Here is a 16,682-nt window from a genome sequence, read left to right as displayed (position 1 = left end):
CGTCAGTCTCCCTTCTGCATCCAGGTGTCGCGCAGGCCGACGCTGCGGTTGAAGACCGGCGCGCCTGCGCGGTGGTCGCGGCGGTCGGCGACAAAGTAGCCGGTGCGTTCGAACTGGAAGCAGGTTTCCGGTGCGGCCGCCGCGGCGGCGGGTTCGACATAACCCTGCACCACCCTGCGCGAATCCGGATTGAGGTGGTCGCGGTAGGTCTTGCCCTCGCTCTCGTCGTCCGGGTCGGCGACCGAGAACAGGCGGTCGTAGAGGCGGATCTCCGCGGCCACGGCGCGGGTCGCGTCGAGCCAGTGGATGGTGCCCTTGATCTTGCGGTTGGCGCCCTCCATGCCGGGGCGCGATTCGGGATCGAGCGTGCCGCGCAGTTCCACGACGTTGCCATCGGCGTCCTTGACCACTTCGTCGCAGCGCACGATGCCGGCGCCGCGCAGTCGCACTTCTCCGCCGGGCACCAGGCGCTTCCAGCCCTTGGGCGGGACTTCGGCGAAATCCTCGCGCTCGATCCACAGCTCGCGCGAGAACGGCACCTCGCGCGTGCCCAGCGATTCGTCCTTCGGGTGGTTGGAAAACACCAGCGTCTCGGCGTGGCCCTCGGGCAGGTTGGTGAGCACGAACTTCAGCGGCTCGACCACCGCCATGCGCCGCGGCGCGTGCGCGTCGAGGTCGTCGCGCAGGGCGCCTTCGAGCACCGAGAAGTCGATCACCGAGTTCTGCTTGCTGATGCCGACGCGGTCGACCAGCAGCCGCAGCGACGCGGGCGTGTAGCCGCGCCGGCGCAGGCCCTGCAGGGTCGGCATGCGCGGGTCGTCCCAGCCGTCGACGAGGTTGTCGTTCACCATCGCCACCAGCTTGCGCTTGCTCATCACCGTGTAGTTGATGTTCAGGCGCGAAAACTCGATCTGGCGCGGCTTTGCGGCCTCGTTGGGCAGGCCCCTGGCCAGCAGCGGCGCCAGCAGTTCCGGCGAGTTGGCCAGGTCCACCTTGTCCACGCACCAGTCGTACAGCGGGCGATGGTCCTCGAATTCCAGCGTGCACAGCGAGTGGGTGATGCCCTCGACCGCGTCGCCGAGCGAATGCGCGTAGTCGTACATCGGGTAGATCGGCCAGGCGTCGCCGGTGTTCTGGTGCGCGACCTTCTTGATCCGGTACAGGGCCGGGTCGCGCAGGTTGATGTTGCCGCTGGCCATGTCGATCTTCGCGCGCAGGGTGCGCGCGCCGTCCGGGAACTCGCCCGCGCGCATGCGCCGGAACAGGTCGAGGTTCTCCTCGACGCTGCGCTCGCGGTACGGCGAATTGCGGCCCGGTTCGGTCAGCGTGCCGCGGTACTCGCGCACCTGTTCGGCGGACAGGTCGCAGACGAAGGCGTCGCCCTGGACGATCAGCTTTTCGGCGGCGAGGTAGAACACCTCGAAGTAGTCGGAGGCGTGGCGCAGGCTGGCCCAGTCGAAGCCCAGCCAGCGCACGTCGTCCTGGATCGCCTGCACGAACTCGGGGTGCTCCTTCTCCGGGTTGGTGTCGTCGAAGCGCAGGTTGCACAGGCCGCCGAACTCGGCGGCGATGCCGAAGTCCAGGCAGATCGCCTTGGCGTGGCCGATGTGCAGGTAACCGTTGGGCTCGGGCGGGAAGCGGGTGCGGATCGCCACGTGCTTCCCGCTGGCGAGGTCCTGGCGGACGATCTGGCGGACGAAATCCTGCTTTTCGGCGGGCGCGGCGGGGGCGCCTGCGTCGGCGGCGATACTGTGGCTCATGTGCGGGGGTGCCGGGAAAAACAACAGTTTAGCCGAGCCCGCAGGCCCGCGAGTGCGGCCATCGTCGCCTTCGGATCGGCTCCGAAGTCGCCCTGGAACGCTTTTCTGCGCCTCTGGCATGCAATTTGCGTGCGCCGGGGTACGGAATCGGGGGTGGGTCTGGTGTCACGAGCAGCACCACTGGAACGAATGACCGCGATGGGACGTCCCGTCGGCAGCCGCATGCCCGGAGTTCCCGGGTGAGCCTGCATTCCCTGCGCCGCGTATCGCACCACGAATGGCTGGTCGCCGCCGGCCTGCTGCTGCTGTGCGGGCTGTTTGCCAGCGCCGTCGCCGGTGGCATGCAGGGAGCCGACGCAATGCCGGTGCAGCTGTCGGCGCCGCCCGGGCAGGACGGGAACCGGGCGTCGATCAGTGCCGACGGGCGGGGCATCGTGGTTGCGGGCAAGCCGGGCGAGGCCGTCGCGCGGATGCGGTTCACGCTGCCCCAGCGCAGCGACCGTGACGAGCCATGGGTGGTCTGGGTAGAACGCAAGCCGGTCGAGCGGATACAGCTGGTCCGGGACGGCTGGCGCAGCGAACAGCGAGGGTTCTTCAAACCGCATGCGAATGCCGGACCGCTGCCGACCGGCTACCTGTTCCAGCTGCCCTATGGCTGGGAGGGCGACATCGAGCTGGAGCTGCACGTGACCGGCGCGATGCCGGCGGTGCTGCGTCCGCGGGTGGTCGGCAATGCCGAGGCGTGGCGGGTGGAGCGCCAGGGCGTGGCGATCAGCGCGACGATCTACGCCAGCCTGTTCACCCTGGCACTGCTGGCGCTGGCGCTGTTTTCGGCGGCTCGCGACAGCCTGTTCCTGACCCTGTTCGGCTGCGCTGCGCTGACCCTGCTCACGCTGGCGGCGGTCAACGGCCATCTGTACCAGGTGCAGGGGCTGCGCTGGCTTGCCCTGTGGGGCGCGCAGGGACTGCTGGCGCTGCAGTTCCTGCTGTGCGCGTCGCTGCCGCAGTTGCTGATGCGCTACGCGGGAACGCGGCGGGCGCATCCGGGGGTTGCGCGCGGGGTGGACATCGCCTGCGTTGCGATGGCGTTGCTGGCCGCGACCTGCCTGCTCGACCTGCAACCGATGCTGCGCTGGCTGCAGCCGCTGGCGATGGTGGCGCGCGTCGCGTGCGCGCTGGCCTGCATGGGGCTGGTGCTCGATGCTGCGCGCCGTCGCCTGCCGATGGCATGGCCGCTGGCGATCCTGGCGCTGCTGACCATCGTCGCCGGGGTCGCCAGGCAGTTGATGCTGTGGGGATACCTGCAGGACGTTCCGTGGGTGCGTTCCGGCGACCAGGTCGCGCTTGCCGGCGCCATGGCGATCCTCGCCGTCGGAGTGATCAACCGCATCAGCGACTATCGGGACCAGCGCGACCGCGACCAGCTGGCGCGGCTGGATTCGGAGCGGCGGATGCAGCGCGAGGCCTCGCGGTCGGACCTCAATGCCGCGCTGCAGGTCAAGCTGCGCAGCTGCGCCGAGGGCGACATCGAATGGACCGCCTTCCACCAGCTGCTCGAACACCTCGTGCCGCTGGTGCGGGCGGGCAGGGCGATCGTGCTGGCCCGTGGTTACCACGGGCAGGACGTGCAGGTGGTGGTGCCGGCGGTGCGCAGGGGGGAAGCCGAGGCACTGCTGGGCAAGCGCGAGCTGTCGCTCAAGCGCCACGCAGCCAACGGCATCCCGCTGCAGCAGCCGCTGAGCGTGGGCGACGCCGGCGGGCTGGCGATGGAGGCGCTGGTACCGCTGCCGATACGCGCGCCGGCCTGGGGCATGCTGCTGCTCGAGCGCGCCGGCGGCGAGGGCTTCACCACCGAGGAGCTGGCGCTGGCCGGCGAGTTCGTGCGCCTGGCGCTGGTCCACGTCGACCAGGCGCTGACGGCGATCCAGCTGCGCCGTTCGGCCGAGCTCGACGCCCTGACCGGCACCTTCAACCGCCGCACCATCGACCAGTGGGTGGTGCGCAGCTTCGGCGAGGCCGAGCGCGACGGGCAGCCGATTTCGGTGCTGTTCGTCGACATGGACCATTTCAAGGCCATCAACGACAAATATGGTCATGCCTGCGGCGACCACTGCCTGCGCGAGGTGGCCCGGGCGCTGCGCAATGCGCTGGGCGAAGGCGACCTGCTTGGTCGCTACGGTGGCGAGGAGTTCATCGCGGTGCTGCCTGCGCGCGGCGGTGCGGCGGCGCGGATGGTCGGCGAACTGCTGCGCGGCGACGTCGAGCGGCTGATGCTGGAGTGGGAAGGGCAGCCGCTGCGGCTGACGGTCAGCGTCGGCGTGGCCACCCGGCTGCGCGACGAGCGGCCGCCCGAAACGATCGACCGCGCCGACAAGGCGCTGTACGCGGCCAAGCGCGGCGGCCGCAACTGCGTGCACGTGGCGCCTGCCGTGTTCAGCTGAGGGCCGCAGCGCCAGCGGGCGGGGCATTTCCGCGGGAGCAGCCCGGGGTGCCTTGGCTTGCGATGGAAGCGATCACGGCCACGGCCGGATCCGCCGGAGTCATTACCATGTGCGATCGCCGCTCCGGCGAGGCCATGCAGGCGCGTCGATGACCCATTCGAAGACCGAACCCCGGGCGCTGGCCTGGATGCTGGCCGGCGCCGCGATCATCGGCACCAACGGGATCATGGTGGAACTGGCCGGCACGCCGCCGACGGTGTCGGCGTTCTGGCGCATGGCGTTCGCCGGGACGATGCTGCTCGGCTGGGTGCTGGCGTCGGGCGGCTGGCACGCGCTGGCGCCGCGGACCTGGGGCTGGATCGCGGTCACCGGCGCGTTCTTCGCCGCCGACCTGTGGCTGTGGCATCGCAGCATCCTGCTGGTCGGCCCGGGCCTGGCGACGCTGCTGGGAAATGCGCAGGTGTTCTTCATGGCGCTGGCCGGCGTGCTGTTCTTCCACGAACGCCTCGGCCCGCGCTTCCTGGCCGGGCTGCTGCTGGCCTTCGCCGGGCTGTGGCTGATGCTCGGGTCGAACTGGTCCACCCTGCCGCCGCAATACCGCTGGGGCGTATGGCTGGGCCTGGGCACCGGCGTCTGCTACGCGGCCTACAACCTCACCCTGCGCCGCTCGCAGCGCGAAGCGCACGTCGACCAGGCGCGCTCGGCGCCGGTGGCGCAGGTGCTGGGGATCGCGGCGCTGGTCAGCGCGGCGTTCCTCGGCGGGGCCGGGCTGGCGGAAGGTGCGGCATTCGCGATCCCGTCGCTGAAGTCGCTGGTGGTGCTGCTGGCGCTGGCCGGCGTCGGACACTGCCTGAGCTGGGTACTGATCTCGCGCGCGATGTCGCACCTGCGGGTGGCGCTGGTGGGCCTGTTGTTGCTGCTGCAACCGGTGGTGGCGTTCGTGCTGGACGTCTGGCTGTTCGAGCGGGCCACGCAGCCGCGCGAATGGCTCGGCCTCGGCCTGAGCCTGGCGGGCATTTTCCTCGCCGGCCTGAAGGGCCGTTCGCGGCTGCCCGAACAGCCCGTCTGAGGGAACTCCGGGCAACGCCCTGGCGTTCATGCACATCGCCCGGCACGGGTCGGAAGATCGCGGCTCAGGCCGCGCCTGTCAGAGCGTGGAGGCGTTTGCCCCACGACGCCCGCGCATGCCGGAACCGCCTCGCGGCATCGCCGCCAGTGCCGGCGTGGATCGCGGACTCAGGCGCCCGAGATGCCCGGCGCGTGCGTGAACAGGCTCCCGGCTTCGGCGGTGGGAACCAGCAGGTCGGCGGGCAGCTGGCGGAACACGCCCGACAGCTGTTCCAGGAAACCGGCCATCGCCGAACTCCTGCGCCAGACCATCGCGATCCGCCGGCTTGGCGCGTTGTCGCGGAAGCGGACCAGGCGGATGTTGTCCGAGCGTGCGACCGGCGGCTTCACCGCGAGCGTCGGCAGCAGGGTCACGCCGACGTCCGCCGCGACCATCTGCCGCAGCGTCTCCAGGCTGGTGGCCTGGAACTCGGCCTTCTCGCTGGCACCCGACATGTGGCACACGTCGAGCGCCTGTTCGCGCAGGCAGTGGCCGTCGGCGAGCAGCAGCAGGCGTTCGTTGGCGAGGTCGCGCAGCGACAGCGAATCGTGCTGCGCCAGCGCATGGGCTTCCGGCACGGCAAGCACGAACGGCTCCTCGAACAGGAATTCGACGTGCAGCTGGTCGTCGTGTACCGGCAGCGCGAGCAACGCGGCGTCGAGCCGGCCCTCGTGCAGGCGCGAGAGCAGCACGTCGCTCTTTTCCTCGACCAGCAGCAGTTCAAGCTGCGGGAAACGCGCGCGGATGCCGGGCACCACGTGCGGCAGCAGGTATGGGCCGAGCGTCGGGAAGATGCCCAGGGTGACCGTGCCCGCCTCGGGGTCCTGGCTGCGCCGCGCGGCTTCGCGCATCTGCTCGATGTCGGCGACGACGCGGCGCGCGCGCGCGGCCACGTCGCGCCCGGCGGGAGTCAGCATCACCTTGCGCGGCGCGCGTTCGACCAGCGGCACGCCCAGTTCCTCCTCCAGCTTGCGGATCTGGGTGGACAGCGTGGGCTGGCTGACGAAGCAGGCGGCGGCGGCGCGGCCGAAGTGCAGGTGCTCGGCGAGGGCGACGAAGTACTTGAGGTCACGCAGGTTCATGGGAGGTCCTCTGCTTCATGTCGCCCTTGCCGGGACGGTGCCCGGATCCCCGGGCGCGTTCGTGTTTCACTCCCTCGCGGCGCGGGGGAGGGCAAAGCGCATCCCGGACCGGCAGGCCGCGTCAGGCGACTTCGGCCTCTGCCGCCACCTTCACCGCCGGGCTGCTGGTGCGGATCAGGTGGTCGAACGCGCTCAGCGCGGCCGTCGCGCCGGCGCCCATCGCGATGACGATCTGCTTGTAAGGCGTGGTGGTCGCATCGCCGGCGGCGAACACGCCCGGCAGCGAGGTGCGGCCGGCGTGGTCGACCTCGATCTCGCCGCGCGGCGAGAGCTTGACGGTGCCCTTGAGCCACTCGGTATTGGGCAGCAGGCCGATCTGCACGAACACGCCCTCCAGTTCGATGCGATGGCTGTCGCCGGCGACGCGGTCCCGGTACACCAGCCCGGTGACGCGATTGCCGTCGCCCAGCACTTCCAGGGTCTGGCCGGAGGTGATGACGTCGACGTTGCGCAGGCTGCGCAGCTTGCGCTGCAGCACTTCGTCGGCGCGCAGCTGGTGGTCGAACTCGATCAGGGTGACGTGGGCGACCAGGCCGGCCAGGTCGATCGCCGCCTCCACGCCCGAGTTGCCGCCGCCGATCACCGCCACCCGCTTGCCCTTGAACAGCGGGCCGTCGCAGTGCGGGCAGTAGGCCACGCCCTTGTTGCGGTACTGGTCCTCGCCGGGCACGCCCATCTGCCGCCAGCGGGCGCCGGTGGACAGGACCACGCTGCGCGCGCGCAGCGAGGCGCCGCTTTCGAGCTTCACCGTGGTGATGCCGTCGTCGTCCTGCTCCAGCGCGCTGGCGCGCTGCAGGTTCATGATGTCGACGTCGTACTGGCGCACGTGCTGTTCCATCTGCGCGGCCAGCTTCGGGCCTTCGGTCTCCTGCACGGAGATGAAGTTCTCGATCGCCATCGTGTCCAGCACCTGGCCGCCGAAGCGCTCGGCCACCACGCCGGTGCGGATGCCCTTGCGCGCGGCGTAGATCGCGGCCGCGGCACCGGCTGGGCCCCCGCCGACGACCAGCACGTCGAACGTGTCCTTGCCGTCGATGGCGGCGGCGTCGCGCGCGGCGGCACCGGTGTCGAGCTTCGCGACGATCTGCTCCAGGCTCATCCGGCCCTGGTCGAACGGCGCGCCGTTGAGGAACACCGACGGCACCGACATCACCTCGCGCGCCTCGACCTCGGCCTGGAACAGCGCGCCGTCGATCGCGACGTGGTGGATGTTCGGGTTCAGCACCGCGGCCAGGTTCAGCGCCTGGACCACGTCCGGGCAGCTCTGGCACGACAGCGAGAAATAGGTTTCGAAGCGATACTCGCCCTCAAGCGCGCGCACCCGTTCCAGCAGCTCCTGCGCGGCCTTGGACGGATGCCCGCCCACCTGCAGCAGGGCCAGCACCAGCGAGGTGAACTCGTGGCCGAGCGGGATGCCGGCGAAGCGCAGGCTGATGTCGTGTCCGGGGGAGGTGATCGCGAAGGAAGGCTTGCGCTCGCCGTCGTCGCGGCGCACCTCGACGCCGACCTTGTCCGACAGTGCGCGGATGTCTTCCAGCAGTGCCAGCAGTTCGCGCGACTTGTCGCCGTCATCGACCGAGGCGACCAGCACCACCGGGCGCACCAGGCGCTCCAGGTAGGCGGCGAGTTGGGTCTTCAGGTCATCGTCGAGCATGGCTTCGAGTCTCCGTGTTCAAGGCAAAGGCGTGACGTGCGCCCTGCGCGCGGCAGGTCGCTTCCGGCGTGGGGGTGGACCGCAAACCGCGCCGGCATGCACGGGTTCCGGTCCATCCCCACCCCCGCTCGCGCGGGGATGGAAATGGTGGTGGCGCTTAGATCTTGCCGACCAGGTCCAGCGACGGCTTCAGGGTCTTCTCGCCTTCCTTCCACTTGGCCGGGCACACTTCGCCGGGATGCGCGGCGACGTACTGCGCGGCCTTGACCTTGCGCAGCAGCTCCTTGGCGTCGCGGCCGATGCCCTCGGCGGTGATTTCGACAGCCTGGATCACGCCCTGCGGGTCGATGATGAAGGTGCCGCGGTCGGCCAGGCCAACGCCCGGGCGCATCACGTCGAAGTTGTTGGTGACGGTGCCGGTCGGGTCGCCGATCATCGCGTACTTGATCTTGCCGATCGCGTCAGAGGTGTCGTGCCACGCCTTGTGCGAAAAGTGGGTATCCGTGGACACGCTGAAGATCTGCACGCCGAGCTTCTCGAACTCGTCGTGGTTGAGGGCCAGGTCCTCGAGCTCGGTCGGGCAGACGAAGGTGAAGTCGGCCGGGTAGAACACCACCACGGACCACTTGCCCTTCAGGTCGGCGTCGGTGACTTCGATGAACTCGCCATTCTGGTAGGCGGTGGCGCGGAACGGCAGGATTTCGGTATTGATGACGGACATGCGGGTTCCTCGGTTGGTTGCAGGAAAAGGCCGGCGACTGCCGGCGTCGAAGCACAGGTTAGGGGTTGCCTATCGATATGTAAAATCGATTATATCGATACTATCGATAGATTTCAGCTATCGTGCCAAAGAGTCGCTGATCGCTTCTGTTGGCTTCCAGCAGCTTCCTTTTAATCATAAACCTTTGATTTTACATAAATAAATTAATGAATCATGGCAGTCCGAAGACGATTGACTCGCGCAGGCGCGCCATCGCCACTTCCGTGCCCGGCCGCATGAACGCCGTTCCGATAGGCATGTCGTGGCTCCGGCCGCGTTTCCGTCGACCCGGCGATGCAAAACGGCATGACTGACCAGGCCGGCCGGGAAGTGTCTGCCGACGCCTGCCTGCGCGCCGCGCAGGGCCGCGTCGCCGCCGGCGAGGCCGCGTTGCTGCTGGCGCACGTCCTGGATCGCAGCCGCAGCTGGCTGTATGCGCACGGCGAGGCACCGGTGCCGGAGCGGGACCTGGCCCGCTTCGAGCAGCTGGTCGCGCGCCGCGCCGCCGGGGAGCCGGTCGCCTACCTGCTGGGAACGCGCGGTTTCTGGCGCTTCGACCTGGCGGTGACGCCGGACACCCTGATCCCGCGCCCGGAGACCGAACTGCTGGTCGAACTCGCGCTGGCGCGGATTCCCGAGCAGGCGGCCGCGCGGGTGGCCGACCTCGGCACGGGCAGCGGCGCAATCGCGCTGGCGGTCGCGGGCGAACGGCCGCAGGCGCAGGTGGTCGCCGTCGATCTCAGCCTCGAGGCGCTGGACGTGGCCCGCGGCAATGCCGCGACGCTGGGCATCGGCAACGTGGAGTTCCGGTCCGGCGACTGGCTGGCGCCGCTGTCCGGCGAGCGCTTCGACCTGATCGCCAGCAATCCGCCGTACATCGCCGAAGGCGACGTGCACCTGGCGCAGGGCGACCTGCGCTTCGAGCCGCGCGGCGCACTGGCCTCGGGTACAGACGGACTCGATGCGATCCGCACCATCGTCGCCGCCGCGCCCGCGCACCTGCACGACGGCGGCTGGCTGCTGGTCGAACACGGCTGGGAGCAGGGCGCCGCCGTGCGCGCGCTGTTCGCGGGTGCCGGCTTCGTCGACGTCGCGACCGAGCGCGACCTGGAACAGCGGGATCGCGTCACGCTGGGCCGTCATCGCCTGTCCCGCTAGCGCCGCGAGCTTTCGCTCCATCTCCATGCGACGGCAGGGGGCGAAGCGCGTGCGAACCGTTGGCTCGCGGCCTGGCGAACGCCATCGGGCCGCGCCCGATGGCTGGGCGGGCCGGGAGGTTTGACCGGGGCACGGATGCGGTCCACGGAAGTCCGCCGGATGGCCCGGCGCGGCGAGCCCCGGCGCAACGCCGCCGACACGATGCACTTCGCCTCCGACCCGGCCATCGGAAAGGCGCGCGGACGCGACTGATAGACTCGGCGCACGCTTTTTTCGACGGATTCCACGCATGCGCACGCTCTATCCCGAGATCGAACCCTTCGACACCGGCAGGCTCGAAGTCGACAGCCGCCACACGCTGTACTACGAGCAGTGCGGCAATCCGGATGGCAAGCCGGTGGTGCTGCTGCACGGCGGCCCGGGCGGCGGCTGCAGCGCCAAGATGCGGCGTTTCCACGACCCGGCGAAGTACCGCATCGTGCTGTTCGACCAGCGTGGCAGCGGCCGTTCAACCCCGCATGCGGACCTGGTCGACAACACCACCTGGGACCTGGTCGAGGACATCGAGAAGCTGCGGGTGAAGCTCGGTGTCGACAGGTGGCAGGTGTTCGGCGGCTCCTGGGGCTCGACGCTGGCGCTGGCCTATGCGCAAACGCATCCGAAGCGCGTCACCGAACTCGTGCTGCGCGGCATCTTCATGCTGCGGCGCTGGGAGCTGGAGTGGTTCTACCAGGAGGGCGCGTCGCGCCTGTTCCCGGACGCCTGGGAGCACTACGTCAAGGCGATCCCGGAGGTCGAGCGCCACGACCTGATCTCGGCCTTCCACCGCCGCCTGACCAGCGACGACGAAGCCACGCGCCTGGCCGCCGCGCGCGCCTGGAGCGTGTGGGAAGGCGCGACCAGCTTCCTGCACATCGATCCCGACTTCGCCGACAGCCACGCCGACGCGCGCTTCGCGCTGGCGTTCGCGCGGATCGAGAACCACTACTTCGTCAACGGCGGCTTCTTCGAGGTCGATGACCAGCTGCTGCGCGACGCACCGAAGATCGCGGACATCCCCGGCATCATCGTCCACGGCCGCTACGACGTGGTCTGTCCGATCCAGAACGCCTGGGACCTGCACAAGGCGTGGCCGAAGGCTGAACTTTCGATCTCGCCGGCGTCCGGCCATTCGGCGTTCGAACCGGAGAACGTCGACGCGCTCGTGCGCGCGACCGACGGCTTCGCCTGATGCTCCCGGGCGAGATCAATCCGCAGGCGAGCCGTCCGGGTTGTGCTCGATCATCCACAGCCCGGCCCAGAGCTTGAGGTCGAGCTCATAGCCTTCCGCGTACTTGCGCATCAGCCAGGCCGGCGCCTGCGCGCGCGGGATGCTGTGGACGGTGATGTCCTCGTCGGCAACGCCGCCGCCTTCGCCCACCTTCGTCAGGTCGCGGGCGCGGGCGAAGGCGATGCGTTCGTTGCTCATGCCGGCGGTGGTGGGACCGACCAGCAGCACGTCGATGCGGCCGGCGTCCCAGCCGGTTTCCTCGATCAGTTCGCGGCGCGCGGCGCTTTCCAGGGTGTCGCCGGCGTCGTCGTCGCCGACCAGCCCGGCCGGCATCTCGATCGTCTTCGCGCCCAGCGGCACGCGGTACTGCTCGACGAACAGCACGTGGTCGTCGGGGGTCACCGCGATCACCAGCACCGCCAGGCCGTCCTTGCCGTGGGTGCGTTCGCAGGACTCCCACTGGCCGCGCTTGACCATGCGCAGCCATTCGCCCTGGTAAAGGAGTTCGGGGGTTTCTTTCGTGGTGTCGTTCATCCGCTGATCCTACCGCGGCGGGGTTGGGCCTGGGTTGCCATCACGGGCAGGGGCGAATGGTGCAATATCCCGCTTGCATGGTCGGCGTAGGTCGGGGACACGCCCCCGATGCGCCTCTCGTCGCCGGCTGCAGCGCGGGTCTTGACCCGCCTGCAGTTTGGCCGATATCGCCAGGATCAAGAGCTTTCGCGCCGTGACGGCGCGAGTCACCTTTCTTTGCTTGTGCAAAGAAACGTGACCCAAAGAAACACACCCCGCCTGCGCGCCCGGTGTTGCGCACCGGGTCCGCGGAGCCGGCGGGATTTTCCGAAGGGGCTTCCTGCCCCTGCGGAAAACGCCGCACATCCCTGTGCGGCGCCCTGCGGGTCTTGTCCGCCGGCTCCGCCGCTTCGGAGGGGGCCCGGAAGATCAAGATCAAGGTCAGCAGCAACTGCAACTGCAACGGCAACAGCAACAGCACGACTAAAAGTCGCCTTGTAGGAGCGGCTTCAGCCGCGAGCTTCTGTTCGTCGACGGGCCTTTCGAGAAGCTCGCGGCTGAGGCAGCTCCTGCAGGCCTGGCTCAGACGCCCGGCGAAAACTCGACGCCGGCCGCGGTTTGCAGCCGCCGTCTTGTCATCGGCCCGAAGCGCATCGCCTCGCACAGCGCGAGCAGGGTCGGGGCATCGGCCTTGCCGCGGGCGAACGGCGGCGCGGCGCCGGACAGCGGCGCATCCAGTGCGATCGTCGACAGCTGCCGGTACAGCAGCGCCTGCTCGCGGTGCAGGCGCAGTTTCGCGCCGGCCTGCGCGGCGCCGCGGAAACGCAGGAATTCGATCTCGTCGATGCGTTCAAGCAGCGCGTCGAGGCTGTCGAAGTGGGCCAGCAGCACCGCCGCGGTCTTCGCGCCGATGCCGGGCACGCCGGGGATGTTGTCGACCGCGTCGCCGCTCAGTGCGAGGTAGTCGGCGATCTGCCGCGCCTCCACGCCGTGGCGGGCCTTGACCCCGGCCATGCCCCAGCGCTGGTTGCGGCCGAAATCCCACTGCTCGTCGTGCTCGCCGAGCAGCTGCGACAGGTCCTTGTCGGCCGAGACGATTACGCCGCGGTGGCCGTGCGCGCGCGCTTCGTGCAGGGCAGTGCCGATCAGGTCATCGGCCTCGTAGTCCGAATGCGACAGCGACACCAGGCCGAGCGCGTCGCACAGCGCGCGGCAGTACGCGAACTGGCGCTTGAGCTCCGGTGGCGCCGGGTCGCGGTTGGCCTTGTAGGCGGGATAGATCGCATTGCGGAAACAGGTGTCGAGCGCCTCGTCGAAGGCGACCACGATGTGCTTCGGGCGTTCGCGCTCCAGCAGTTCGAGCAGGAAGCGGGCGAATCCGTGCACCGCGTTGGTCGGCCAGCCGTCGGCGTCCTGGAACTGGTCGGGCATCGAATGCCAGGCGCGGAACACGTAGAGGCTGGCGTCGACGAGATAGAGGGGTTTCATGGGGTCGATGTAACACAAGGCCGCCGCCGCCGCCGCAACCGTGCAGGCTTCGGAACGTTTGCCCAGCGTCGGACCGGGGGTTCCCTTGCGTTGCCAGCGCGAACAACGCGCCGGCTAGGCCGGTTCGCCCACCCAGTCCGAGAGCAGGGTGCTTGCGTCGGGTCGATCGCGTTCCGGAACCGCCACCGCCGGCGTGCCGATGTGGACGAAGCCGACCACGCGCTCGTGCGCGCCCATGCCGAGCAACGCATGCACGTCCGGGTCGTACGCCGGCCAGCCGGTCAGCCAGTTTGCGCCGAAGCCCAGCGCCTGCGCGGCCTGCAGCAACGCGAAACAGGCACAGCCGGCGCTGAGCAATCGCTCCTGTTCGGGGATCTTGGAATCGTCGGGATCGAGGACCGCCAGCACCGCGACCACCAGCGGCGCGTGGCTGAAACGCTGGCGGTCCTTGTCGACGGCCCCGGCGCCGGCCTGCGCGTCCCGTTCCAGAGTGATCGCGGCCAGCGCTTCGCCCAGCGCCAGGCGCGCGTCGCCGGCGATGCGCAGGAAGCGGAACGGCACGCGCCTGCCGTGGTCGGGGACGCGCGAAGCCGATTGCAGCAAACGCAGGAGAGTGTCATGGTCAGGGCCCGGCGCATGGAGCTGCCGGGCCGGAACCGAACGGCGCGCATCGAGCGGTTCGAGCGCAGAAAAAAGCCTGTTTTGGCTATTTGCGGGCTTGGTCACAGACATGAAGCTCCACTTAACGGATCGTATTCAGCTCGGGCATTCCGCCCGTGCGCATTGTCCCCCGAAATGACGCAACTCGACGACATCGACCCCCACGCCACACCGACGCGGCAGCGCGCAGGCAGCGATGCGGTGCGCGTCTACGAGACCTTCAAGCGCCACGCGCTGACCGAGATGGCGGGCGTCCTGTCGGGGTTCTGGGGCAGCATCGAAGAGCAGGTGCGGCTTGCGGCGCTGGCCGGGCACGACTACAGCGCCAACCAGGACGATCGCGTGGCGATCACCGCGCTGCACCAGCGCGCGCTGGAACTGGCGACGCGCTACCGCGACGCGATCGAGCGCGAGTTCACCCGCTGGCTGGATCCGAAACCGCCGCAAACGCTGGAAAAGTCCCTGAGCCTGATGTCCGAGGACGAGCTGGAGATCCATCTCGCCGGGCAGCAGACCACCGAGCTGCTCGACCACCAGTTCCTGCATCCGCTGGAAATGATGGACGAGCGCCTGCAGTCGCTGGCCAACGCCCTGGGCGTGCAGGGCAAGCGCGCCAACCCGCTGCGTCCGGAAGCGGCGGTGTCGGCGTTCACCAGCCTGTTCGAGCGCGATGACCTGACCCCCGGCTTGCGCACGATGGTGTTCCGGCTGCACGAAAAACGCCTGCCGCATGCCCTGGGCGCGATCTACGAACGCACCAACGCCGCGCTCGAGGCTGCCGGGTTCGGCGGGATGGGCGCCAATGGCCCGAAGCAGCAGCGCTACGCCGGCAGGGGAGTAACGGCATCGTCGCCTGCGGGCGGCCGCGCGAATGCGGGCGGCGCAGACGAACTGTGGGTGCCCGACGGCGGCGTGGTCGAGCATACTCAGGGCTTCGTGCAGCCAGGCGCGTTCATGCAGCCTGGCGTCGGCGGACAGCCGGGACAGGTCATGGCCGGGCCGATGGCGATGCAGATGCCCATGCAGCAGATGCCGATGATGCCCGTGGGCGCTTACGGCGCCGCCGGTCCGATGGTGGGGCAGCCCATTGGCGCTTCCCTCGCATCGCAGGTCGCCGCGGCGGGCGGGTCGATGTCGCAGCAGGCCCCCGATTTCGCCGGTCGCGCGCCGCGCTACCGCGACGTCGTCCGCGAGCAGCTGCGCACCTGGCGCACGCGCCAGGCCGAGGCGAACGAGCAGGCCGCGCGGCAGGCCGCCGAGCACGCCGCGGCCGACGCCGCGAACCACGTGCTGGGCACCGAGGACCTGCTGAACGTCGCACGCCTGCTGCAGGGCGACGACCCGGCGCCGTTCGTGCGCGCGCTTTCCGGCCAGAGCGACTATGCCCTGGCCGGCGCGCTGCGCGAGGAAATCCTCGACGGCATCCGCCAGCTCGGCTTCGATCCCGAGGCCACCGCGCTGAGCAATGACGAGCAGGATGCGATCGACCTGGTCGGCATCCTGTTCCAGTCGCTGGTCGAGGCCAATGAACTGATGCAGCGTGCCCGCGCCATGTACGGCAAGCTGGTGGTGCCTTACCTGAAGGTCGCGCTGACCGACGACTCGATGTTCAACCGCCGCAGCCACCCGGCGCGGCGCCTGCTCGATGCGCTCACCGAAGCCTGCGACGGCAATGCCGGCGACACACCGCAGGACCGCGAGACGCTCGATCGCGCCGAGCAGGCCGTCGACCGCGTGGTTGCCGAGTACGACGACGACCAGGCGATCTTCGAGCTGGCCGCCAGCGAACTGCGCGACCAGCTCGACCAGCAGCGCAAGCGCTCCGAACTGGCCGAAAAGCGTACCGCCGAGGCGATCCACGGACGCGAACGCCTGCAGCACGCGCGCCGCGCGGCCGAGGGCCTGGTGGCGTCGCGCGTGGCCGATCGGCCGCTGACCGAGGCAATCGCGAACTTCCTCGACGGCCAGTGGCGCCACTACCTCACCCAGACCTGGCTGCGCGACGGCGCCGACTCGGCGCGGCACCACGCCGCGATCGCGCTGGGCGACGCGATGGTGCAGGTCGATACCGATGCCGCGCACGCCCGCGGCGCAGTGGTGGCCGACCAGTTGCTCGCGCTGCAGGCGCCGCTGGTGGACTGCTACTCCAGCTGTGGACTCGATGCCGGCAGCGCGCGCGACTCGATGGCGCGCATCATCGCCGCGCTCGGACTGCCCGACACCCCGCGCAAGGTGCACGTGCCGCGCGCCGACGAGGGCGGGGCCGATGCCATCGATGACGAGCAGAAGCCGCCGATCCTGCGGGTGGTGGGCGGGCACGACGCACTCGAATTCGACCCGGCCATCGCCGCGCGCATGCGCCGCCTGCGTCCGGGCCAGGGACTGCGCCTGGTTGACGAGGAGGGGCGCGAAACCGCGGCACGCGTGGCCTGGATCAGCCCGCTGACATCGCGGCTGCTGATCGTCAACCGCCGCGGTGCACGCAAGATGGTGGTGTCGCCGGAAGAACTGGCAGTTTTGGTCGGCAACGGCCAGGCGATCGTGCGCTCGGTGGACGCGCCGTTCGACGAAGCGATGAAGCAGCTCTGGCAGCGCCTCAACGAGGTGCCGGCGGCACCGGCATCCGCGGCGAACTGACCCTGCCAATCCCGGTTGCCGGCGCACGCCGGCGTTCCCCGCTGCAGTGGCGCAATCGCGCCACCCCGGGCGATTCGCTACGATGGCGAAT

General features: G+C 69.6%; 12 protein-coding genes. 5 read left to right on the top strand and 7 right to left on the bottom strand.

The genetic code is table 11. From position 1 onward, the window contains the following. Positions 1-2: 2 nt before the first annotated feature. Positions 3-1,760, bottom strand: coding sequence for a glutamine--tRNA ligase/YqeY domain fusion protein (locus tag H570_RS0110510; protein WP_027080696.1), 1,758 nt, complete (start codon positions 1,758-1,760; stop codon positions 3-5). Between the two features lie 239 nt (positions 1,761-1,999). On the opposite strand from H570_RS0110510, the gene H570_RS18240 reads away from it, so the two are divergent. Continuing rightward, positions 2,000-4,201 carry a sensor domain-containing diguanylate cyclase gene (locus H570_RS18240; protein ID WP_051176309.1) on the top strand — a complete coding sequence of 734 codons (2,202 nt, stop codon included), beginning with the start codon at positions 2,000-2,002 and terminating at the stop codon, positions 4,199-4,201. Between the two features lie 148 nt (positions 4,202-4,349). Then, positions 4,350-5,270, top strand: a complete 921-nt coding sequence (locus tag H570_RS0110500) for a DMT family transporter (RefSeq protein WP_051176308.1) — start codon at positions 4,350-4,352, stop codon at positions 5,268-5,270. A gap of 167 nt (positions 5,271-5,437) precedes the next feature. Here H570_RS0110500 and H570_RS0110495 read toward each other — a convergent pair whose 3' ends face one another. The 3 genes from H570_RS0110495 to ahpC form a co-directional block, all read right to left on the bottom strand. After that, entirely contained in the window at positions 5,438-6,391 is a 954-nt protein-coding gene (locus tag H570_RS0110495) for a LysR substrate-binding domain-containing protein (protein WP_027080694.1), read from the bottom strand. A 121-nt stretch (positions 6,392-6,512) separates the two neighbouring features. Beyond that, positions 6,513-8,105, bottom strand: a complete 1,593-nt coding sequence (gene ahpF, locus H570_RS0110490; protein ID WP_027080693.1) for an alkyl hydroperoxide reductase subunit F — start codon at positions 8,103-8,105, stop codon at positions 6,513-6,515. 157 nt (positions 8,106-8,262) lie between these two features. Continuing rightward, positions 8,263-8,826 carry an alkyl hydroperoxide reductase subunit C gene (gene ahpC / locus H570_RS0110485; protein ID WP_027080692.1) on the bottom strand — a complete coding sequence of 188 codons (564 nt, stop codon included), beginning with the start codon at positions 8,824-8,826 and terminating at the stop codon, positions 8,263-8,265. Positions 8,827-9,171: 345 nt separating this feature from the next. On the opposite strand from ahpC, the gene prmC reads away from it, so the two are divergent. Together prmC and pip are read left to right on the top strand one after the other, a co-directional pair. Then, on the top strand, positions 9,172-10,023 hold the full coding sequence (prmC, locus tag H570_RS0110480; protein WP_027080691.1) for a peptide chain release factor N(5)-glutamine methyltransferase: 852 nt from the start codon (positions 9,172-9,174) through the stop codon (positions 10,021-10,023). Between the two features lie 289 nt (positions 10,024-10,312). After that, positions 10,313-11,254 carry a prolyl aminopeptidase gene (gene pip, locus H570_RS0110470; protein WP_027080690.1) on the top strand — a complete coding sequence of 314 codons (942 nt, stop codon included), beginning with the start codon at positions 10,313-10,315 and terminating at the stop codon, positions 11,252-11,254. A 15-nt stretch (positions 11,255-11,269) separates the two neighbouring features. Here pip and H570_RS0110465 read toward each other — a convergent pair whose 3' ends face one another. The 3 genes from H570_RS0110465 to H570_RS18935 all read right to left on the bottom strand — a co-directional run bounded on the left by H570_RS0110465 (position 11,270) and on the right by H570_RS18935 (position 14,026). After that, positions 11,270-11,827 (bottom strand): NUDIX hydrolase, encoded by a 558-nt coding sequence (locus H570_RS0110465; protein ID WP_027080689.1) that lies wholly within the window; start codon positions 11,825-11,827, stop codon positions 11,270-11,272. 561 nt (positions 11,828-12,388) lie between these two features. Further along, positions 12,389-13,294 carry a 5'-3' exonuclease gene (locus H570_RS0110460; protein WP_051176307.1) on the bottom strand — a complete coding sequence of 302 codons (906 nt, stop codon included), beginning with the start codon at positions 13,292-13,294 and terminating at the stop codon, positions 12,389-12,391. 114 nt (positions 13,295-13,408) lie between these two features. Next, the gene (locus H570_RS18935; RefSeq protein ID WP_051176306.1) at positions 13,409-14,026 is read right to left on the bottom strand and encodes a nitroreductase family protein; all 618 of its coding nucleotides are present in this window, start codon (positions 14,024-14,026) and stop codon (positions 13,409-13,411) included. 63 nt (positions 14,027-14,089) lie between these two features. On the opposite strand from H570_RS18935, the gene H570_RS0110450 reads away from it, so the two are divergent. Next, positions 14,090-16,591 (top strand): DUF1631 family protein, encoded by a 2,502-nt coding sequence (locus H570_RS0110450; RefSeq protein ID WP_027080686.1) that lies wholly within the window; start codon positions 14,090-14,092, stop codon positions 16,589-16,591. Positions 16,592-16,682: the final 91 nt, after the last annotated feature.

The sequence above is a fragment of the Luteimonas mephitis DSM 12574 genome (genome assembly GCF_000422305.1).
GTDB classification, from domain to species: domain Bacteria; phylum Pseudomonadota; class Gammaproteobacteria; order Xanthomonadales; family Xanthomonadaceae; genus Luteimonas; species Luteimonas mephitis.
This window is presented reverse-complemented; position numbering and strand designations above follow the sequence as displayed.